This is a genomic window from Coleofasciculus sp. G1-WW12-02 (assembly GCF_040219735.1).
Taxonomy (GTDB): Bacteria; Cyanobacteriota; Cyanobacteriia; order Cyanobacteriales; family Coleofasciculaceae; genus Coleofasciculus.
The window spans coordinates 1-22,018 of the sequence record NZ_JAVJRX010000062.1 but is presented as its reverse complement, the minus strand read 5'-3'; the positions used below and the strand labels follow the sequence as shown (position 1 = coordinate 22,018).

At 45.2% G+C, this 22,018-nt stretch carries 15 protein-coding genes and 2 pseudogenes; 8 read left to right on the top strand and 9 right to left on the bottom strand.

The genetic code is table 11. From position 1 onward, the window contains the following. Positions 1-4: 4 nt before the first annotated feature. Together RID09_RS10825 and RID09_RS10820 are read right to left on the bottom strand one after the other, a co-directional pair. Complete coding sequence (locus RID09_RS10825; RefSeq protein ID WP_446335953.1) at positions 5-1,792, bottom strand: SLC13 family permease; 1,788 nt, start codon at positions 1,790-1,792, stop codon at positions 5-7. 71 nt (positions 1,793-1,863) lie between these two features. Then, on the bottom strand, positions 1,864-2,322 hold the full coding sequence (locus RID09_RS10820; RefSeq protein ID WP_446335952.1) for an SRPBCC family protein: 459 nt from the start codon (positions 2,320-2,322) through the stop codon (positions 1,864-1,866). 184 nt (positions 2,323-2,506) lie between these two features. Between RID09_RS10820 and RID09_RS10815 the strand changes: the two are divergent. From RID09_RS10815 to RID09_RS10795, 5 genes and pseudogenes are all read left to right on the top strand, one after another. Next, a pseudogene (locus RID09_RS10815) lies at positions 2,507-3,806 on the top strand (RNA-guided endonuclease InsQ/TnpB family protein). A gap of 784 nt (positions 3,807-4,590) precedes the next feature. Then, positions 4,591-6,336: a mechanosensitive ion channel gene (locus tag RID09_RS10810; protein WP_446335951.1), complete on the top strand. Its 1,746-nt coding sequence runs from the start codon at positions 4,591-4,593 to the stop codon at positions 6,334-6,336. 307 nt (positions 6,337-6,643) lie between these two features. Beyond that, complete coding sequence (locus tag RID09_RS10805) at positions 6,644-7,285, top strand: type I restriction endonuclease (protein ID WP_446335950.1); 642 nt, start codon at positions 6,644-6,646, stop codon at positions 7,283-7,285. Between the two features lie 399 nt (positions 7,286-7,684). Then, positions 7,685-8,371, top strand: a complete 687-nt coding sequence (locus RID09_RS10800; RefSeq protein WP_446335949.1) for a Uma2 family endonuclease — start codon at positions 7,685-7,687, stop codon at positions 8,369-8,371. Between the two features lie 147 nt (positions 8,372-8,518). Next, on the top strand, positions 8,519-9,124 hold the full coding sequence (locus tag RID09_RS10795; protein ID WP_446335948.1) for a hypothetical protein: 606 nt from the start codon (positions 8,519-8,521) through the stop codon (positions 9,122-9,124). Here RID09_RS10795 and RID09_RS10790 read toward each other — a convergent pair. From RID09_RS10790 to RID09_RS10760, 7 genes are all read right to left on the bottom strand, one after another. Then, the gene (locus tag RID09_RS10790) at positions 9,121-10,719 is read right to left on the bottom strand and encodes an AAA family ATPase (RefSeq protein ID WP_446335947.1); all 1,599 of its coding nucleotides are present in this window, start codon (positions 10,717-10,719) and stop codon (positions 9,121-9,123) included. The two genes, RID09_RS10795 and RID09_RS10790, sit on opposite strands and share 4 nt — an antisense overlap. Positions 10,720-10,929: 210 nt before the next feature. Next, a complete protein-coding gene (locus RID09_RS10785; protein ID WP_446335946.1) occupies positions 10,930-11,835 on the bottom strand; it encodes a pentapeptide repeat-containing protein in 906 nt (301 codons plus the stop codon). A gap of 154 nt (positions 11,836-11,989) precedes the next feature. Then, a complete protein-coding gene (locus tag RID09_RS10780; RefSeq protein WP_446335945.1) occupies positions 11,990-12,694 on the bottom strand; it encodes a hypothetical protein in 705 nt (234 codons plus the stop codon). 214 nt (positions 12,695-12,908) lie between these two features. Continuing rightward, positions 12,909-13,178 carry a DUF6658 family protein gene (locus RID09_RS10775; protein WP_446335944.1) on the bottom strand — a complete coding sequence of 90 codons (270 nt, stop codon included), beginning with the start codon at positions 13,176-13,178 and terminating at the stop codon, positions 12,909-12,911. 392 nt (positions 13,179-13,570) lie between these two features. Beyond that, positions 13,571-14,905 carry a hypothetical protein gene (locus tag RID09_RS10770; RefSeq protein WP_446335943.1) on the bottom strand — a complete coding sequence of 445 codons (1,335 nt, stop codon included), beginning with the start codon at positions 14,903-14,905 and terminating at the stop codon, positions 13,571-13,573. 327 nt (positions 14,906-15,232) lie between these two features. Continuing rightward, the gene (locus RID09_RS10765; RefSeq protein ID WP_446335942.1) at positions 15,233-16,207 is read right to left on the bottom strand and encodes a M48 family metallopeptidase; all 975 of its coding nucleotides are present in this window, start codon (positions 16,205-16,207) and stop codon (positions 15,233-15,235) included. 241 nt (positions 16,208-16,448) lie between these two features. Continuing rightward, entirely contained in the window at positions 16,449-17,651 is a 1,203-nt protein-coding gene (locus tag RID09_RS10760; RefSeq protein WP_446335941.1) for an argininosuccinate synthase, read from the bottom strand. A 306-nt stretch (positions 17,652-17,957) separates the two neighbouring features. Between RID09_RS10760 and RID09_RS10755 the strand changes: the two are divergent. The 3 genes and pseudogenes from RID09_RS10755 to RID09_RS10745 form a co-directional block, all read left to right on the top strand. After that, a pseudogene (locus RID09_RS10755) lies at positions 17,958-18,689 on the top strand (RNA-guided endonuclease InsQ/TnpB family protein); the annotation flags it as partial. Positions 18,690-19,368: 679 nt separating this feature from the next. Continuing rightward, positions 19,369-21,357, top strand: coding sequence for an adenylate/guanylate cyclase domain-containing protein (locus tag RID09_RS10750; protein WP_446335940.1), 1,989 nt, complete (start codon positions 19,369-19,371; stop codon positions 21,355-21,357). Positions 21,358-21,679: 322 nt separating this feature from the next. Next, positions 21,680-21,889, top strand: a complete 210-nt coding sequence (locus RID09_RS10745; protein ID WP_446335939.1) for a high light inducible protein — start codon at positions 21,680-21,682, stop codon at positions 21,887-21,889. Positions 21,890-22,018: the final 129 nt, after the last annotated feature.

The window sequence follows — 22,018 nt, the reverse complement described above, 5'->3', positions numbered from 1 at the left end:
TGACTCATAAACCATAAAGCAGAATAATCAAAGGAGGAATAACAATAGTCATCAAAAGACTCAGGGGAGCGCCCACGCGGAAAAAGTCGAGGAACCTATAACCTCCTGCACTGTAGACCATGGTATTGGTTTGATAACCAATCGGTGTCATAAAGCTATTCGACGCCGCAAAGGTGACAGCAAACATAAAGGCAAAAGGATTGAGTTCCAAAGTCTGAGCCACTTGCACCGCAACGGGTAAGAGTAAAACCACCGAAGCGTTATTAGATAAAATTTCGGTCAACAACGCTGTAATCAGAAAGAAAAACGTCAGTATCCAATAGGGAGAGAAACTACTACCAAGGGCGACAAGATTGTCAGCTAACCATTTAGTCGTTCCCGAATTTTCCATGGCAATTCCCAAAGGAATTAATCCGGCTAAGAGAAAGATAATATCCCAGCGCACCGCACCATACAGTTCCCCTGGCTTCAGACAGCCCGTGAGTACCATTAAAACGACTCCTGCTAAGGCACTGACCAAAATCGGCAATAGGTTAAACGCAGCAACCAGTACAACTCCCACACCAATTGCCACAGCAATTCCGGCTTTTTCTCGCCGAAACGTTTCCATGTCTCGTTGCTCAAAGACCAACAAATCTCGACTGGTTTGTAATCCGACAAAGCTTTGCTTAGGTCCTTGTACCAAAAGCAAATCACCAAACCGTAACGGAACTCTACCCAAACGTTCCCGGACGAATTCTTGTCCACGACGAATGGCTAATACAGTCAAGTTATAGCGTTGCCGAAAGCGAAATTCTTTGAGGGTCGATCCGAGCAAATCAGAGTTCGACAAAATTAAGACTTCGGCAATCGTATCTTCCCCGGATGTCAGATTTTCTTCAATTGATTGTTTACTAAATTCTACATCTGGAAAAATATCGATTCCCCGTTCATCTTTAATATTCAGCAAACATTCTCGCCTTCCCCGCACAATTAAAATATCCCCAGCCTGCAACACTTTGTCTGCAAGAGGTTGGGCGAAACGGCTGTCGTTACGGATGATCTCCAGCACGTCCATATCAAATTTGCGCTGAATTTGAGTCGAACGTAGGGTTTTTCCGACCAAGCTGGAACCTGGGGGAATCACAATTTCACTCACATAGTCCTGAAGTCCATACTCTTGAGTATCACTACTGGAGATTTTGCGATTGGGTAGTAATCGGGGAGCAATTAAAACCAGATAGGTCAAGCCAATCGTGAAGGTGAGCAATCCTAGTTTGGTGAATTCAAATAAACTGAATGTGCCGTACCCCAATTTATCCGACAAACCACTCGCCAAAATGTTGGTCGAAGTGCCAATTACAGTAATCATTCCCCCTAAAATCGTAGCGTAAGACAGGGGAATAAGCAGTTTGGAGGGAGAAATCCGCTTTTGGCGACACAAATCTTCCACAATCGGCAGAAAGACAGCCAGGACAGCCGTATTATTGATTACACTACTAATCGGACCGGCAATTGCCCCCAACGCTAAAATCTGCTGGGAGGACGTTTTACCTCCCCACTTCAAGAGGAGTTCACTGATGAATTGAATAGCGCCAGTGCGGGCAATTCCCGCACTGAGGATAAACATTGCCATCACGGTGATTGTAGCTGAACTACTAAACCCGGATATTCCTTCCTCAGGGGTGACTAATCCCAGCACAATCAGCAGCACCATGATGCTGAGTGCGGTAATATCAACGGGCAACCATTCGCTGATAAATAAAATCAGAGTTAGTACGATAACACCAAGGGTGAGAAGAATCGTCGTCATAGCGGGTAAGATGCATTAAGCGGCAAATCGCGGTTTAGTTAACGCTGAATCTAATATACTCGCTAAAACTATTAAGTCATTCCTTGATAAATCTCCTCAGCGACTCGTTTCAGACGCCGTAGCTGGGCTTTCATATCCTGCTGTGTCCAGGTTGTGGCAAAGGTATTAAAGCCCCAACTGACGAGAGGATTGGGAATTTCAAACTCAAAACGATTCAGCAGCCTCGTACCTAGAATCGTGGGTTGACATTCCCAGCGATCGCGCCCTCGGAAAAATCCTTGGAATTGCCAAACGACTAAACCGGGTTCGCGTTCCACAACGATACTGTAGAGGGTAGGCTGTACTAAAGGAATTTGAATCACAAAGCGACTGCGACTACCAATATCTGTACTCCACTCACCCACCGGATAGCAGCGCAGGGCTGGATTGAGCCAACGGTGCATCAGCGTCAGATCCGTGATGCAGCGCTCAACGGTGGTGGCGCTGGCTTTAATGGGGATGGATTGTTCAAAAACTTGAGAATTGGACATTTAAACCGATAATAGGGTGTCGATAGCTGGTAATCTGACTCTTATTACAGCATGAGCGATGGTGCAGGCTCCCCCGTACTTCAGTCGGGGGATGAAACCGAGCAAGTCGTAAAGACAGCGGGATTTATCCCGCAATAATCCCCTTAAGTAATATAATATAACCATAAAATTGGAGGTGATGTTATTGTACGGTTGTCAGCAATTACTATTAAATCCAGATCAAGAGCTAACTGCAGTTCTAGAGTTTATTTGCACCGAAGCGAATAACTTAATGAACTGTGGTATTTATTATGCTCGTCAAGTCTGGTTTAAGTGTCGGCGGACTATCGGTAAATATGACTTAGAAAAGGAGTATAAAAATAACAAACATTTCCAAGCCCTCTATTCTCAGGCAGCTCAACAAGCGCTAAGAACGGTTAGCGAATCTTTCAAGTCGTTTGATGGGTTGATGAAGGCGTTCAGAAAAGGAAAGATAGCGGACAATCCTAGACTACCTAAGTATTTAAAGAAAGGCGGTCTTTCTGTTGTCAGTTATCCTAAACAAGCTTTGAAGATTAAAGATGGTCAAATTAGAATACCGCTAGGAACGCTAGTCAAGACATGGTTCAAGATAGCGGATTTCTTTATTCATAAGCCATCTAATCTTGCCTTCAAAGACATTAAAGAGCTGAGAATCCTTCCCCGCAACGGTTGCTTCTATGCTGAGTTTGTCTACCTCCTGCCTTCTGTAACAGCAGATGTAGACTCCTCACGGGTGCTAGGAATCGACCCCGGACTCGACAACTGGATGACCTGCGTTTCTAACGTAGAGACCAGCTTTATTGTTGATGGACGTAAACTAAAGAGTCTTAATCAGCTCTACAACAAACGGGTGGCAACCATTAAGTTGGGGAAAGCTCAAGGATTTTGGGATGAAGAATTAGCCTCTCTCACAGAAAAGCGCAATAGGCAAGCAAGAGATGCGGTTAACAAAGCCGCTCGTGTTGTTGTCAACCATTGTCTCCAACATCGAATTGGAACAGTTGTTTTCGGTTGGAATCGACGCAATAAAGATGGGATTGAGTTAGGGAAAAAGACGAACCAGGAGTTTGTTCAAATTCCTACTGCTCGTCTTAAAAATAGGATTGAGCAACTGTGCGAACAATATGGAATTCAGTTCGTAGAAACTGAAGAAAGCTATACCTCTAAAGCGAGTTTTATCGACAACGATCCTCTACCTGTATTCGGCTCAGGCCCGGAAGGGTGGATGCCGAGTGGGAAGCGAGTAAAACGAGGAATGTACCGCACAAAAAATGGAGATTTTGTCAACGCCGATGCTAATGGTGCTGCCAATATCCTCCGCAAAGTAGAGATACAGCTAGGTCTTGATTGAGCCTTGCGTCAGTAGGGTGTTTTTGACTGCGCCATCCAGAGTTCTCCTCTGGAACTCTAAGAAGATAAAAGGTCGGGACGCGGCTTTAGCCCGTCCTGTAGTATCCTCTTAGAATCCCCCGCGTTTCAACCGGGGGAGAAGTCAATACAGTGTCAGCTCGCCGTGTCTGACTCAATCCGGATCAAATCTCCTCTATTGTGCAAAAAGGGAGGAAGACGAGGCAAATCGGGGATAGGGAGACTCCTGGCAATACCACATCAGGGTTCAACAACCCTAATCTAGCTATCGCTTGAGATTAGGGATTGCCAGGACAGGACTGGCAACGTAAGAGTTGAATAGACCAATGAAAGCCGTTAACTGGCACGTACTACCAGATACTTCCCCAGTCTGGGCTATCTACAAACCTACTTGTCATAGGTGCTTGCGGAAAGGACATCTTGTTAACGGTGGTCGAGGGGACTAACCACTTACTCGTGAGGTTTATCACCATGCTACGAGTTCCAGTTTTATCGCCAGACGGTAAACCGAAGGAGTGTTGTCTTCCGAGCTGCTTCACTTGCTCCACCTATTATCCCCTCGTCTTTAGACATGGGAATGCCAAAAAGAGATATCCTGTACCCTGAGGAACGCCAAAAAAAGCTGATTTGAGGGAGAAAAACCAACATAAGCTTGATTTTTCCCCCCAAATTCCCCATAAAGATAGAGGTAACGCCGTAATTAGCGGTACACCGTTAGCTATGACGAGCTGAGGTGAAAAATCTGGCATTGGCACAAAAACGTGGAGACAAAGATATCGATGGATTGAGAGGATATAGATACTCGATGAGTTGTAGCCCGAAAGTCACAGATTGTTTGTGAGAGCGTTTACTGTTAGAGACTATTAGATAAGGAAGACTATGAACCAAACGTGGCAAGGAATTATCCCAATCGGAGGTGTGCCCCCTTGGGTGCATCCCCTCTTAGCCCAGGAAACACCAGAACCCATCCAAGAAGCTCAGACTGGTATTCAGGGAATTTTGCAAGATCTGAGTCGCTTTGTTCCCAATCTCATTGCCGCGATTCTCATCCTAGTCGTCGGTATTATCATTGCCTTGATTGCCAAGTCAATTACCAAAGGACTGCTCAATCGTACCCGTATCGACAATAAAATTGCGGAGTGGTTCGCTGGTGGTCAACAGGGGGCAGAAGCTCCGCCGATCGAGAAATGGATAGCCGGTGCCGTGTACTGGATTATCATCATCTTTACGGTGGTAGCGGTTCTACAGACGTTGAATCTCGAGGTGGTTTCTCAACCCCTGAATAATTTCCTCGACCAAATCCTGAGCTTCTTGCCCAAGCTTTTCGCAGCGGCAATTCTGTTGGGGGTGGCTTGGTTATTGGCAAGCTTGGTCAAGCTGATCACAACCCGAGGATTACGGGCATTGGGTTTAGATGAGCGTTTGGGTGAACAATTCAATGAGACACCCCGTTCCGGAGCAGGTGAGACTCAACGGCAAACCAATCAGTTCTCCCTAAGTGAAACGATCGGGAATGCTCTGTACTGGTTCATTTTTCTGGTATTTCTACCCTCCATTCTCAGCACTTTGGGCTTGGAAGGAACCCTGCGACCGGTGCAAGAGTTGCTCAATGAAATTCTGGCAATCCTACCAGATATCTTGGCAGCACTTGTAATTGCTGCGGCGGGTTGGTTAGTGGCTCAGGTTGTGCGTCGCATCGTCACCAATCTTTTGTCAGCCGCTGGAACAGATCAACTCGGAGCGCGATTTGGACTGCAAAGTGCGCCCGGAGGGAAATCACTGTCCTGGATTATTGGCACGATAGTTTATGTCTTGATTTTGATCCCCGTTGCCATTGCCGCACTGAATGCCTTAAAGATTGATGCGATCTCAGAGCCGGCGATCGCGATGTTAAATCAGATTCTCAATGCTCTGCCCAAAATCTTTACGGCAGCCTTGATTCTGTTTATTGCTTATGTATTGGGTCAGTTTGTCAAGGATTTAGTCACCAATATTCTCACCAGCATTGGCTTTAACAATGTTTATCGCTGGATCGGTGTACCAGAACCTAGCCCCAGTCGTCCTGCGCCCACTCCCCCCCCTGCCGAACAGCCCGATTTAGGCATACCTACTCCGGGGAGTGGAGCCCAAACCCGGCTTCAAGCGGAATCAACTCCCTCCATTCGCACACCGTCAGAACTGGTGGGTATTATTGTATTCGTCGCCATCCTTTTGTTTGCCACAGTTGCCGCAACGAATGTCTTGCAGTTTGAAGCCTTAACCACGATTGTCACCGGGATTATTATCATCGCGGGTCAAATTCTGGCGGGGTTAATCGTATTTGCTGTTGGCTTATACTTTGCGAATCTTGCCTTTAACTTGATTACCAGCTCGCGATCGCGCCAATCCCAAATTCTGGCACAAGCGGCTCGGATTGCGATTATTGCCTTTTCCGTGGCGATGGCGCTACAACAAATGGGTATCGCTGGCGATATTGTCAACTTAGCCTTTGGTTTACTCTTGGGCGCCGTTGCTGTCGCGATCGCTCTGGCGTTTGGACTCGGAACTCGTGACATTGCGGCGGGTCAAGTTCGCGAGTGGTTAGCCTCATTCAAAGAAGATAGACCCCCCGGACCCTACCAATAACGGGAAAGAGAATCGAACAGCTTTGAATTCGATCCCCTGCATTTTGTGGCAGGGGATTCTGATTTTTATCACCCATTATCACAGTAGGTTTTCATACCAAATCCGCCTATATCCGTAAATGGACGAGGTAGAAGCGCAAGCTGTGGTGCAGTATGTGCTTAAAAATTAGCGCTCATCTATTTGTAGTACATGAAATTAGGGTAGATGCCTTTATTTTAGGAAATTATTAATTGTGCTTTTTGGGATTTTATAGCTTATTGTCTGAGGGCAATAGTTGCATAATAGAAATGGAGGATAGTTTGTAATTATGAGTAAAACCCTAGCCGTTACTGAAGTAATCACTTCCCTTAATGAAGCCCAATCTCGGTTTAATTTGAGCCGAACGACTGACCTCCAGTTTTTCTCGGAGTGGCAGGAAACTCTGCCGGAACTTTCTCAAGGAGAACGGGAAACATTAGACCGGGTTAAGAATAGCTACCTGTACAACAGTGCGGATGGAGCTATGACGGAGGCTACAGTCAATTTGCTTCTAGTGTCTCCTCTGTTATATTTAGCGGGTTTCTGCGACCCTCCTTATAAGCTGCGGGGTGAAAAGTCGATTGAGATTTCGGTTGAAGAACGAGATGAAATCTACAGAGGACGGATTGATGCTCTGGTTTTACAAAATCAGTTTTGGTTAACCTTGGTTGAATCTAAACAAACCAAGTTTTCTTTCTCAGTTGCCATTCCCCAAGCTCTAGCTTACATGATGGCAAATCCTGCTCCCGATCGACCGACTTTTGGTTTAGTGACGAATGGTGACAGTTTTATGTTTATCAAGTTAGTTAAGGAACCTGTTGCTTTGTACGACTTGTCAACAGATTTTTCGATCTTTGCTCGTCCGCAAAATGAGTTGTACGAAGTTCTGCGGGTAATGAAACGAATTGGCGTACTGATTCAGCATTTCTAGAGAGAAATGCTATCGCACCTCTTATTTCGGTAGAGCCTTGAGCTGGCTTGGGTTAAGAGTGGTAGAGTTGAGGTGACGCGGGGAGCACTCTTGGAGGATTTAGTTTTAAACAGCGGCGATCACGCTAGAATAATCACAAATTCAGTTATGATTTCTCCGATTTGGTAGGACGGTTAACTTGGCAGGGAGATGGGGTAGCGATGCAGAGGGCGCTACGGGATGAATGGTAATCGCTACTTGTTGGATACAAATGCGATTGTAGCTCTGCTGCAAGGGAATTTTCAAGCCTAGCATAAGAATCCCCACTCAGAATCTTCGATTTGAGTGGGGTGCGTTCAAGTACAGTCTCAATCCCTAATTCGGTAGGATCAGCAGAAGATCATCTCAAGTATAATCGTCATGGTAAAAGCACCCTTACCGCATTTGACCACTCCCCCTTTGGTAAATGGCGACAAGCTCACCCGCTATGAATTCGAGCGTCGCTACAATGCCATGCCTCACCTGAAAAAAGCCGAATTGATTGAAGGAATTGTCTACATGGCTGCTGCCTTACGATTTAAGAGCCACGGTGAACCTCATGGTCAAATTATCACTTGGCTCGGAACTTATGCAGCCATGACTCCTAATATTTCCATGGGAGACAACCCAACAGTTCGTTTAGATCTCGATAACGAACCTCAACCCGATGTCGTTCTCTTGATCAACCCAGAATCAGGTGGTCAAACACAACTAAGTGATGATGATTATATTGAAGGAGCGCCAGAGTTAATTGTCGAAATTGCTGCCAGTAGCGTTGCCATTGACCTTCATGCTAAAAAACAGGCATATCGCCGCAATGGAGTCAAAGAATATATCGTCTGGCAAGTTCTTGATCGCAAATTGAGCTGGTTCTATCTGAAAGAGGGCGAGTATCTGGAATTATCGGCTGATAACGATGGAATTATGCGAAGTCAAGTTTTTCCGGGGTTGTGGTTAGCCGTTGCCGAGTTATTAGCGGGGAATATGCCACCCGTATTAACGGTTTTACAAGCAGGTTGGCAATCTCCAGAACACAGGGCATTTGTCCAGAAATTAGCTAACGAATAATCATGCCCAACTGTCTGTAGATAGGTGGGAAAAATTTAGCGATCGCGACCCTCTTAAGCTGATGTTTCTAGTACAACCTAAAATTGACTGTGTAGAGACGTAGCAGGCTACGTCTTTACATAATTTGAAAGCATAAAGGTTAACATTATGGCTTACAGCGATTTCACCTCATTAGACCAACTCATTCCTTTAGGCATTAGCCAGGTTACTCCCGTGGAGAAACTTATCGATTTTGAGCCGATCGTTCCCAGTAGCTTCTTAACCGAAGCCTTAAAACGATTCGTACCCCTAGCGACTGCCATCAACACCGAAAAGGCTCGGTCTGAGTATTTAATTGCTCCCCTTTTGAGTGAACTGGTCATGCTTAATCCCACGGTTTCCTTATTTTCGGGCAAAAACTTTACGGCTGATCCCAGTCTCGGACTCAACGGCTTTGTTGATTTTTTGTTCACCGCTAACCCTGACAAGCTGACGATTAAAGCGCCCGTTGTTACCGTCATTGAAGCCAAGAATGAAAACATTAATGCAGGTTTAGCTCAATGTATTGCCACCATGTATGCCGCTTATTTAGTTAACCGACGCGACGCTGATATGGCTGCAAAAACGGTCTATGGTACGGTTACGACAGGTCAAATTTGGCGGTTTTTATCCCTGACAACTCACCTTGAAGTCTTTATCGATCTCAACGATCGCTATTTGACTCCTATTGATGAACTACTGGGTCTGTTAAATGCTTTGGTTACAGACCATTAATCCACTTCCAACGGTCCAATCCCCTTCTGTGTGGTAAAATGCTTTAACTCCTCCACCAACTGACTATCATTCGACGCCGTTCTAGCCCCCGCTTGGGCTGCCCATTGTTTCAGCGCTTCAATTTGCTCCCGTGCGATCGCGGCTAAGGGTACAGTCTCCTCGATCGCCCGCACAATATCATCTGTGGTAAAATCTCGCCGTTGTCCATTCACCACCGTACCATAAGCCCGATGCATGGCATCAATAATCACCTGTTCAATCTCCGCACCACTAAAATTCTTTGCAAGTCGTGCTAATCGCCCTACATCAAAATCCCGTAAGCGAGAAGGGCGTAAGGGTTGCAAATGAACCTTAAAAATATCCTTGCGTTCGGCTTCCGTAGGCAAATTCAAAAAGAAGATTTCATCAAATCTGCCTTTACGCAATAACTCCGCCGGCAAAATCTGTACATTATTAGCCGTCGCCACAATAAACACAGGACTCGTCTTTTCCTGCATCCAGGTAATCAGGGTGCCAAATACCCGTCTCGATGTTCCCGAATCCCCATCAACACCAGCGCTAATATTACCAAACGCCTTATCAATCTCATCTATCCATAATACACAAGGCGCGATCGCTTCACTAATTTGAATCATTTGGCGCACCCGACTTTCACTTTCCCCGACAATTCCGCCAAATAATCGTCCTGTATCCAACCGCAATAAGGGTAAACGCCATTCATGGGCAATGGTTTTCGCGGATAGGGATTTCCCTGTTCCCTGAATTCCCACTAGCAAAATTCCCTTGGGATTGGGAATTCCATAGCGTCGCGCCTCTTCTGTAAATGCATCTTGGCGCATTCGTACCCATTGCTTGAGATTCTCCAATCCGCCGACATTTTTCAACGATTCCTGGGCGGTAAAAAAGTCTAAAATTCCAGTTTGGCGAATGGCTTGTTTTTTCTCCCCTAATACTCCATCAATATCCGTTTCATTCACCTGTTGTTTGGCGGCTAATGCCTTTGCCAGTACCCGGGCAATTCTGGCACGACTCAATCCCTGACAGGCTTTAACTAACTGTTCCCGCGCTAATCCAGTTACATTTAAGTTTTCCGGTTTAACCAGAATATTAATTAGGTAATCAATTTCCTGAGTATTGGGCAAGGGGAAATCAATAACCGTAACTTCCTCACTCAACTCCGCTGGCACTTCTAAAGTATGACTTGTTAGGATTAAAGTTTTGCGAGAACGCTTAAGTTCCTTGGTTAGGTTCTTCAATTCTCGGATCACTGGCGCGTTGCGATCGCTCTGAGAATTTTTCAAGATAAAATGCAGATCCCGGAGGACAAACAAGGTATTTTCCTGAGGATCAGTCTTCCGAATCCGATGCAGCGCCCCCATCACTGAACCCTTATCTGCCCCATTATCCTCCCATCCCCGCACAATATCCCAGAGTAAAACTTGGCGTTCCGGTTGCGATTGGGTAGCCACTGATAGCAATACTTCTTCCACCGGCTCTTCTTCAACCGCTACGATATAAAGCAACGGATAACGCGCCCGGATCATTAAATCTAATTGTTCGACTAAGGTTTGATGGGGATTAAATGTATTGGTCATTTGTCAGGAAACAGGGAATAGGGAATAGGGAATAGGGAATAGGGAATTAAAAGCCATAATTCATAATTTAGACGGGGGCGGGTTTAGTGATATCTGGGTGAGGGAAGACACGGTAGTCGTGAAACCCGCCCCTACACATTTTATGGGAGGCAGAGCCTCCCTACTAGCATTTCCAGGCGGAGCTTGGAAACGAGGTGATGAAACCCGCCCCTACATATTTTTTCTTAATTTATCGTAGTCACTAAATCCAACGGGAAAGTCTGTATGCTCATCATAATCAGCCTTGTCTAAATTAGCGTTTGTCAGATTCACCCCTCTTAGTTTAGCGCCCCTCAAGTTGGCGTCACTCAAATCTGCTCCCGTTAGATTTGCGCCCACTAGATTGGCGTGGGTAAAATTAGCTTGGCTTAAATTCGCGTAACTCAGGTTTGCCCAACTGATAATCCCTTGGGTCAAATTAGCCTCTTGCAGGTTAGCATTAGTCAAATCTGCCCCTCTGAGATTGACCCCCATGAGTTCAGCTTGATTGAGGTTTCCCTCGCTTAGGGAAACACCAGTTAGATTAGCATGACTGAGATTTGCTTGAGAGAATTCTACACCCTTGAGGATAGTTTGGTTGAAGTTAGCGCCCTTGAGGATTGCCCCAGTTAAATCCACTCGATTTAGATATGCCCCACTGAGATTAGCATGACTTAAATCAATCTCGCTTAAGATTTCCCACTGTAAACAAATCCCGCTTAAATTTGCCTCTGAAAACGCCCGATTTCCGGCTTCATAACGGTTGAGGAGTTCCTTGGCTAATCGGATGATGTATTGGGTTAAGGCTGATTCTGCTTGAGTGGCGGCGTGTTTTTCCAGAAGAGAATAGGCGGTTTGGTGAATCTCCCACAATTCATCCTCTAAGGCTTGCATGAGTATGTTTATGCCCTTTTGCCGATAATTAAGAGCGTTATGGAGGGCGGCTATTTTGGCATTCAGGGATAGGGGAGAGGATGGGGGGTTCTGACTCAACTGCTGTTTTACTCCTTCAATTCCGCCTAATACGGCGTCTCCTCTGGAGGTTGAACCGCCCAAAACCACATCAGTGTCTTGAGGTTGATTTGGATAAGCTGTCATAGAGTTGGGGTTGGTGTGATCGCGCTGGCATAGACAATAAAATAAGGACACGATAATACCGTACCCTTTTTGTGTCGTTCAGGGTTTATTGCCATCAAGAATCAACAATAAACCCTGATCTATTACACTACTTTAGAACTTATGTCAAGCTGCACTAATCAATCGCATCCCCAGCATCTTCTAATGCTCGCTGCGTCGATTTACTGGCTTTACTTGCTTTATCTTGCACGACATCGGCTGTATCTTCTGCGGCGCGTTTCGTCTTTTTGGCTATATTTTCACCAGTTTCTTGTACCTTTTCTTTCGTGTCTTCGGCTGAACGTTTGGTAGACTTAGCTACATCTTCAGCAACATCCTCGGCTTTTTCTTTCGCCTCTTTTGCCGAACGCTTAGCAGACTGGCTTACATCTTCAGCCGCATTCGTCGTATTTTCTTTGAGATTTTTAACGCCTCTCTGAGTTCCCTCAGTCAAACCCTCAGTCACATTAGTGGCTGACTCCTTCACATCTTTGCCAAGTCGCTCGACTCGCTTATTAAGCGGCGCTCCTTCTCGATAATTTTCGATAAACTTTTCAGGAGTATCCGCCCTCTTCTCCAGATTTTTCTCCGCGTTCTCAATTAGTTTATCAGGATTATCTTTTGCCTGTCGAGACGCTTTCGGAGAATCTAGCCCCTGATAGTCCTTCACTTCGCCTGTAGGCGTGAGAACTTCAGTAACATTTTTTGTCACATCATCAGCCGTCTTCGCCGATACTCCACTATTGCATCCTGTACTGATGAATACAAAAATGCCAGCCAGAGCCACGGTTAATAATTGAGTCAACCGCTTCCGTTTTAGCCAAGCTATCACTCTGCTCATAAAAAATCTCCTGCATTATGTTGTCAAAGAGTTATCCCAATTGTCTAAAGCAGTAATAGACAGGATAGGTTTCAAACCCTTCCCTTGTCTAGAATCATTTAATTCAACACTTTAGCAAAATGGCATACAATATCTCGGAACGACTCAAAGCGTCCAGATGAGTGCAATCCCCTATACTCAAGTTACGGTTATCGCACTCTATAAGTCACCGTTCTCAAATTAATCTAACTGATTCAGGTTGCCCTACTGAGTTGTTGGATACATTGAACCTACTGCTGAAATCAGGATTTAGAGACATATTGTTGTCAGTGTAACCGTCTCCCCCCTGTTTGTACGGATTATTAGCGCCTCCCGCTTGAACAGGAGGATTTTCTGGACGCCCACTTTGCACGGCTGTACTACTACAGGCTGTGCCAATCAATAGGATCACGCTGGCTAAAACCAACGTTACTATCTGTCGCCAAAACTCACTCAGTCGTTTCACGCTATACTCCTAATCGATATGCACCTAACGATTGCCCAGCTTATCAGTATCCAGGCGATCGTTGTCTCTAGCCAAGGTGACATTCTACTTTATCGTGTAAGTGGCTCGTCTCTAACTCAAGACAGAGAAAAACAAACATAGGGACGGAAACTACCCCTACTAACTGGGGATCGTCATACTCAAGGGAGCGAGAAGCAAGCTACGTCAATTGTCAATTGTTATTTGTAAGGGTTTGCGAAATATTTACAAAACTTAATATACTTGGGTTGATTTCCACTAACCTACTTATGGTATTATGGCACGTCTGGAACATTGCTCCGGGAGTATATCCAAAGCGGCTCAAGTATTTCCGCTCCTCCTGTGCTCTCCATCTCAACCGCAAACTTTTCGGTCTACTGATTGTCAGGTTTCTCTTCCAAATTGGCATAGTCCCGAAGCTGAGAAAACACTCGGTAAGCATCTAGCTTAAATTCTGAACTTATATTATTATCCATTTTTATCAGATTATATTGAACATTATCTGTATGAACGGCAAAGGTTATTTTAAACACTTCAAAAAATGTAATCACCCAACTACATTCATCTTCCGGATACTTGGTATAATATTGAATCAATTTAGCAATACAATTTTCTAGGTGGTTGCGCGAATTGGGACAAATCATAATAATTTTCAGTAAGAGCATCGCCAGAGTTAAGTGATGACCTTGAGACATGAGCAGAATAAAGAGTGGTGACGGCTCATCTTGATTTTCCGTAGTAAAATAATCAATTAAACGGTTACAGGTTCTCAGGAGTAATGCCGCCTCTATCGTTGCCTCATGGTAATCTTGATAAAGATTATTTAATTTTTCGGTTAAGGTTTGATTTAAAGACTCAACCAATTCTTTCTTTTTTACTGAGAATATTAAATAACTTTGTAAACTTCTTTTAAACTTTCTATAGTTTAACTCTTGGGTTTGCTCTAGAAATATATTAGCTACATTTTTATAACTAAACAGCCCATGTTTAACGACAATCTTTTTAACTAAATCAAGAACTTTATCTCCTAAACCTGTAGGATTTTGATGGATTGGTTCCCGGTGGATTGCTGATTGAGAGTGCGCCGTATACATCGCCAAATCAAACTTGAACTGATCTTTGAGCTTTTTGGACAAGATTCTGGCGGCTTCACGCTGCTCCACCGGGTTGTGTGGATTTGTATATTGAGGAACAAGTAGATAAGATATATAACGGTTACTCCAATGACCTGGATCTGAAGTTCCTTGTTGAGTAATAAATAATTGAAGTTCGTGATAGTCTGGACTGTTGATAAAATTTAACAGCCACGTTCTTTGACGGCTTAATGTGGGTGATAATCTTTTTCGAGTAAGTTGAACATTAGAGAATAGACTAATTAAGTCTTGACTAGCATTAAAATCCCTTAAGATATACCAATTATTGATAAGAATATAACAGGATCGTTTAACCGTATTTTGGAATTCTTTTTCATCATTAGCAAAAATAATTTCTGATAAGGCTTTAATTGCTTCCGGATTACCTTCTGAAGCATTATAGTCAATAAATAACAACTTAAATTCTTGCAGAACGGTTTCTGGAGGTTGCTGTCTAACCGTATCTAGTAAAAATTGATAGATAACATCCTGTGCCTGCTGAATAGGGAATCCTAGCGGGTTGGGTTGAGTACGAGACTCAGTATGATGAGTGTCTAAGATAACTTCCCTGATCATGAAAATCCTAAAGGACGCTTACGCCCTTACTGAAGGTCTAATAGTAGCAAGTTGATGACACCCTGCGTCAAGGCTACCGCTCATCGGCGTGTTCAGCTTGACGATCTCAAAATTGATATTGGCATAAACTCATCATATATATTTTCGCGAAAATATATAGACACATCTGTTCCCCTACTGCAAAGGATAGAGCAGCAGGGGGAGCTGGGGGAGCTGGGGGAGCTGGGGGAGCTGGGGGAGCTGGGGAAGCGTTTAACGTGGCGATAGTCCGCTTAAGTCAGCGCGACGAGGGTTGATAGCGAAGACAGCGCTTACTACAGACGAACCTTAAGAATGATCAGACTCAGACTTAATCCGATTAATTTCCCGTTGCAATTCGTCAAGTTGACGCTTTAATCGTTGCGCTTCCTGGTTTTGAGCCGCTTGTGATGGCACATCTACCGCTCCTTCATCCGTCACTCGTCGATAATTGCCCTGACGAATTTGACGATACTCTTCTGATTTGACCCACTCTCGCAGATAGCGCAAGCGTTCAACTGGAAAAGGATGGGTGAGAAAAGAACCATTCCCACCGTTGTATAATAAAAATTTATAAATTTGATTAAGACTATCTTGGTCAAGGTCTTGAAACCGTTCAGATTGGCGGATGAATTCATCAAGGCTGCACTCATGACCATAAGCATGAGAACCCCCCGAGAGTTTCATCATCGTTTTCATTACAATATTGATATCATCGATAACCAGTAAAGCCGCCCGATCTGACGATAACTCCGCTTTACGCCGCCATTCATAAAAGGCGAAGAGTAAACCACTGCTGACAATATTACCAATACCAAAGGTTAGATCTCCCAGGAAGGCAGCCGCACCCATCGCCCAGATTCCCATCTGAATTAAAATCGTGTGACCGCATTTGATATGTCCGAGTTCATGTGCCAAAACGGTGCGAATTTCGACTTCACTGAGTAAGTCTAACAACCCTGTATTCAACACAATATACGGATTGTCTTGTCCCAAGGCATAGCTATTCACTTGGGGGTTTTGACTGACAAATAGGGTGGGTTCTGGATGGATATCTAAATCTCGCACACATTCGCGGAATAAGCTGTAAATCGTGGAATATTGGCGCGGTCCTACTTGGATACTGTTGCCCATCAGATAGACGAATTGGGGACGTTCGTAGATAAATTCGACGAATTTGCGGGCAACCAGGTTAAATCCAGGAACACTCCGCAAGGCATCCTCGGCTTGTTGGTCAAGGGGATGTCGGAAGGCGTCGCTAGAAATTCCAGGATAGGTGGGCATAGGGGGATTGAAGCTACAACGTGGACGTTTGTCTTTCTATGCTAGCGATTTGTAGAGACGTTCCGGTGGAACGTCTCTCCGGTGGAACTCGGATGCATGTCAATGCAAGTAGGTTGGGCCCTTGGGACGCAACCCAACGCCATCGCTAGCCTAAACATTTTGTGCTTTCACGCTCCATGCTCCCAAGGTCTCTCCGGCGGAACCGAATTAAGGCTGGTGGGCAATGCCCACCCTACTGGGTTTAACCTCTGGTTTTGGCTGACCAAACGCGAGTGGGTAATCCCCAAATGTAGATAAAGCCTTCAGCGGCTTTGTGGTCAAACTGATCTTCAGAGGTATAGGTTGCCAGTTCTGGGGTATAGAGGGAATTGCTGGATGTTCGTCCAACAATTGTGGCATTACCTTTGAAGAATTTGACCCGCACGCTTCCTGAAACTCGCTCCTGAGTTTGCTGAATGAAGGCATCTAGGGCATCTTTTAGGGGAGAGTACCATAACCCCTTGTAAATCAGTTGGCTATAGGTATCTTCAATCCCTCGCTTATACTGGCTCACATCAGCGGTCAACGTCAGGCTTTCTAAGTCGCGATGGGCGTGGATTAAGGTTAACAGAGCCGGGACTTCATAAATCTCTCTGGATTTAATGCCGACAACCCGATTCTCAATCATATCAATCCGCCCAACCCCATGATTTCCGGCTATCTGGTTAAGCTGAGTAATCAGGGATACAGAGTCAAGTGCTTGACCATTCAGCGAGATCGGAATTCCTCGCTCAAAGCCAATATCCACGTATTCTGGATCATTGGGAGTATCCGCGATCGCTTTGGTCATCAGATAGATTTCTTCGGGCGGTTCAGCCATGGGATCTTCGAGAATCCCCGCCTCAATACTGCGACCGAGCAAATTACGGTCAATACTATAGGGGGAGGACTTTTTCACCGGAGAAGGAATCCCAAAACGTTCCCCGTAGGCAATCGTCTCTTCCCGGCTAAACCCCCACTCCCTCGCTGGTGCTAGAACTTTCAAGTTAGGGTTGAGTGCGGTAATCGACACATCAAACCGCACTTGGTCATTCCCTTTACCCGTGCAACCGTGAGCCACGGCATCTGCACCATACTCTTGGGCAGCTTCTACCAATAATTTAGCAATCAGCGGACGCGCCAGTGCTGTGGACAAGGGATAGCGATTTTCATACAGCGTATTTGCCTGAATCGCTGGAAAGGCGTAATCTTTGACAAACTGTTCAGTCGCGTCTACCACCAGGGATTCGGCGGCACCGGATTTCAACGCTTTTTCTTTGATGGGGGAGAGCTCATCACCTTGACCCAAATCGGCGGCTAGCGTGATCACCTCTTTAACACCCCACTCCTCTTTGAGATAAGGGATACAGACGGAGGTATCGACTCCTCCTGAGTAGGCTAGTACAACTTTTTCAGCACGACCCATGAATTTCTCACCCTGGGAAACAACCAGGACATCATTCTAATCCGAAACGAGTGGAGTTTTGAGTTTTGACCCTTCGTTTCGCTCATAGGATATGGTTTGATCATGTCCGGCTGGGCAGTTGCGTCTATCGAGACGTGGGGGACTGGGGGAGCGATAGAACCCCGCTCTCAAAGGAACGAAGGAACGAAGTGGAGTAGGGTGGGGGTGCCTTCACTCCCCCAGGCAAAAAGCAGGTATTCAATATACCTGCTTTTTGCACTATCTCATGGTCTATGCTAAAATGCTTGGCATAGAGTTGAGTTAACAATGCTAGTATTCGAGGCGAAATTACGAGGAACAGACGAGCAGTACGCCATCTTAGATGAGATGATTCGTACTGCTCGTTTTGTGCGTAATTCTTGCCTCCGTTACTGGATGGATAACATTGGGGTCAACAAATATGACCTCAATAAATATTGCCGGGTACTTAGAGAACAATTTGAATGGTGCAAGAAGCTTTCAGCTCAAGCTTGTCAAGCTAGTGCCGAAAGAGCATGGAGCGCCATTGCTAGGTTCTTTGATAAGTGCAAGAAAAAGGTTCCAGGCAAGAAAGGCTTTCCCAAGTTTCGCAAACACCAAACACCTTCCTCAGTAGAGTACAAAGTTGATGGTTGGGTGTTGTCGGATGACCGATTAACCATTACATTTAGGGATGGCTTTAAGGCTGGAACCTTTAAAATGTGGGGTACTCGCGACTTGCACTTTTACCAAAAAGAGCAAATTAAGCGAGTGCGTGTTGTGCGTCGGGCTGATGGATATTATGTTCAGTTTTCCATCAAGAAGGTGCGCAATGAATATCACGAACCCACTAATCGAATGGTGGGCATAGATGTCGGTTTAAACCATTTCTACACTGACTCAGAGGGAAACAAAGTAGAGAACCCTAGATTTTTGAGGAAAGCAGAAAAAGCCTTAAAAAGGGCACAAAAACGGGTTGCTCGCACAAATAAAGGTTCTAAGAATCGCCTCAAAGTACCGTCGTTATTTGGAAGCGAGCATTACTGTTTAACACAGAATGTCTATGGTAATGGTTGATCGAAATCAACGAAGGATTCTCCGTCTATCACTATCATAGAATCCGTCCCTAAGACAGACTGATGGGATGGGTGCGCCACACCCAAACACTTTCTCCCTGCAGGAGTCTTTGAATACCTGCTGTAGGGCTTGTGCGATCGCACCCTTTGGTCTGCTAAGAAGGGCATATCGAACCGAACCAGTGCAACAGTGTCAGATTTAATCGGGGTAGCATCTTTCTCAGCAACTATTCACAGGCAAGCCTGGTCGGTGATGTATACCGATGTTACCTTGACACTCCTCACGCCTTTAGGCGTCAGGATTCTTCTTTCATCAAGCGCTCTTACTATGAAACAGGGGTCCTATTTCACTCAACTAGGAGCATCTCTAAGAGAAGCGTTTTGCTCCATTACAGAAGCTAGTTTCGATATGCCCTATCGTACTATTTATTGAAAACAAGAAAGAATGTGTTTTCTGGTACTTGTTGCTTAGACTTTTTACCTGTACCAGCCTTCCTGTACAGAACCCTCTAAGTCTAGTTTTCAAGGTGCGATGCCTCTCGGACTAGGGTTTTACAAGAGGTTTAATACCCTTTCCTCTAAGTTAATTCTAACACAAAGTCGTCCTAAAGGACGAAGCTTTAGACCCAATTTTTCGGTAAACCATGACCAATTGGTCAGCAATTTATCCCTATACCCGTCATATTCTGGTTGTCTGTCTGGGGGCTTTTGGCTTAGTCGCCCTACTCGCTGGGTTGATCTTTATTGGGATACGTCAGTCGATCTCACATTTATGTCAACGGTCTAAATGGTTGACAAATTCCCTCAACTCTGAATCAGAATTACGTGCCTTATGTGATGCGGTGACGGAACTGATTTTCGTCAAAGATCGCCAAGGACGTTATCTGAAAATTGTCTCGACAAATCCAGACTTGTTAGGTCAACCTGTCGAAGCTATGCTGGGCAAAACTGAGTATGATCTTTTGGCGCGATCGCAAGCGGATCAGTTTGTCGGTTATATTCGCCAAGCCTTAGACAGCCAGCAGAGGGTTCAGGTTGAGTATCGTCTCACCTTGGCTGATCGAACTGTTTGGTTTTCAGCCAGTATTTCACCCATCTCAAAAGACTCCGTTCTCTGGGTGGCGCGGGATATTACCGAACATCAACAAACCCTAGAAGCGTTGCGAGCAAGTGAAGCGCAGTATCGAGATTTAGTCGAAACCCCGAATTGCATTATTTTGCGGTGGGATGTTCAAGGGCAAATTAAATTCATCAATCGTTATGGTCAGGAATTTTTTGGCTATGATAACGATCAACTGCTCAATAGCAATCTGGTGGGAACTCTCGTCCCGAATACGCCGCGATCGCAGCGGATGCTGTCTATTTTGATTCGAGCTATCCGCAAACGTCCAGAACGTTACCGGATCAGAACCGTGGAAACCATTCACAAGACGGGGGAAACGGTTTGGGTGACTTGGGCGAATAAACCGATTTTTAATCAGGGTGGTGAATTAATTGAAGTTCTCTCAATTGGCACAGATGTGACAGAACGCAAGCAAGCCGAAGCAGCCTTGAGAGAAAAAGAGGAATATTTGCGATTAGTTATCGATAATATCCCCCAACAAGTCTTTTGGAAAGATACTAACTTAGTCTTTCTCGGTTGCAATAAAAATTGGGCAAAGGCAGCAGGGCTAGAAAATCCAGAGGTTGTGGTGGGGAAAACAGACTATGATTTACTTCCCAGTCGAGACATTGCTGAACTCTACCGCCAGCAAGATTTGCGGGTTATTACCCGGAATCAAGCCGAATTCCATGTTGTCGAAACCAAACAAAAACCCCCCACCGATGGGCAAACGGTTTGGCTAGATGTAAGTAAAATCCCCATCCATGATGCCCAAGGTAAGGTTGTTGGCGTTTTAGGGGTATTAGAAGATATCACCCAGCGCATTGAAGTTGAGAAGCAACGCCTCCAAGCGGAAGCCGATTTGCGGGCGGAGCAAGAAAAGTCAGAACGCCTATTATTAAATATTTTGCCAGAGGCGATCGCACAGCAGTTGAAACAAAACCACAATGCCCTAGGCAAGTACCATGGGGAAGCCCTCATCGCTGAACAATTCGACGATGTGACGATTTTGTTTGCAGATATTGTAGGGTTTACCCCCTTATCAAGCCGAATGCCACCGACGGAATTGGTTCAATTACTCGGAACCATTATCTCCACGTTCGATTTGCTGTCTGAGGAGTATGGGTTGGAGAAGATTAAAACCATCGGTGATGCTTATATGGTTGCCTGTGGTCTACCTGTACCTAGACTCAATCATACCGAAGCGATCGCGGATATGGCATTAGAGATGCAACGAGTGATTACTCAATTTCGCATGGATACCGGGGAAGCGTTTCAACTGCGGATTGGTATTAACACAGGACCTGTGATTGCTGGAGTCATCGGTATGAAAAAGTTTATTTATGATCTGTGGGGGGATACGGTAAATGTCGCCTCGCGGATGGAATCTCAAGGAATTTCTGGGGGAATTCAAGTCACTCAGGCAACTTACGAACGGTTAAAGGATAAATATATCTTGGAAAAACGCGGGATCATTGAGGTTAAGGGAAAAGGAGAAATGCTCACCTATTGGCTAACCGGGAAAGGGTGATTGGGGATTTGTCCTTTGTTCATGGTTCATTGGTCATCCTCTTCCCCTGCTTCCCCTGTTCCCCATGGGAATTGGGCGAAGCTTATGCGCTATGCGTGTTGGCATAAAACCGAGACATCTGGGCGCATAAGCTTCGCCCCTACAAATGCCCCATCTCCCCATCTCCCTCATCTTGCCCATCTCCCTCATCTCCCCCATACCGGGAACACCTAATGTGCTGAGTACGGATTTTACTACTCTTTGATTTTGTCAAGCACTTACAAAAAATATTTACATTATGTTACATTTGTTAACGTAAGACGAAAACAAAGGAGACAAGCAAATGACGACACGCGGTTATAGCCTCGAAGAAGGAGACAGACTGAATAACTTTGCGATCGAACCCAAGGTTTATGTCGATGACACACCACGCACTGGTTTGACACAATACGCGGAAAAGCTCAATGGACGTCTAGCCATGATTGGCTTCGTCTCACTCCTGGCGGTAGAAGCTCTGAGTGGACAAAGCTTGATTGGCTGGCTTACAGGATAAGCAATGGTGAAAGCCCTCGCGATTTATCCGAGGGATGAAACCGAGCGAGGCGTTTAGCCTAGCAACTTTAGTTGCTTTTATTGCTAATTATAGGTATAATAATAACATGAGAAAACAGAGTTTGTAGGT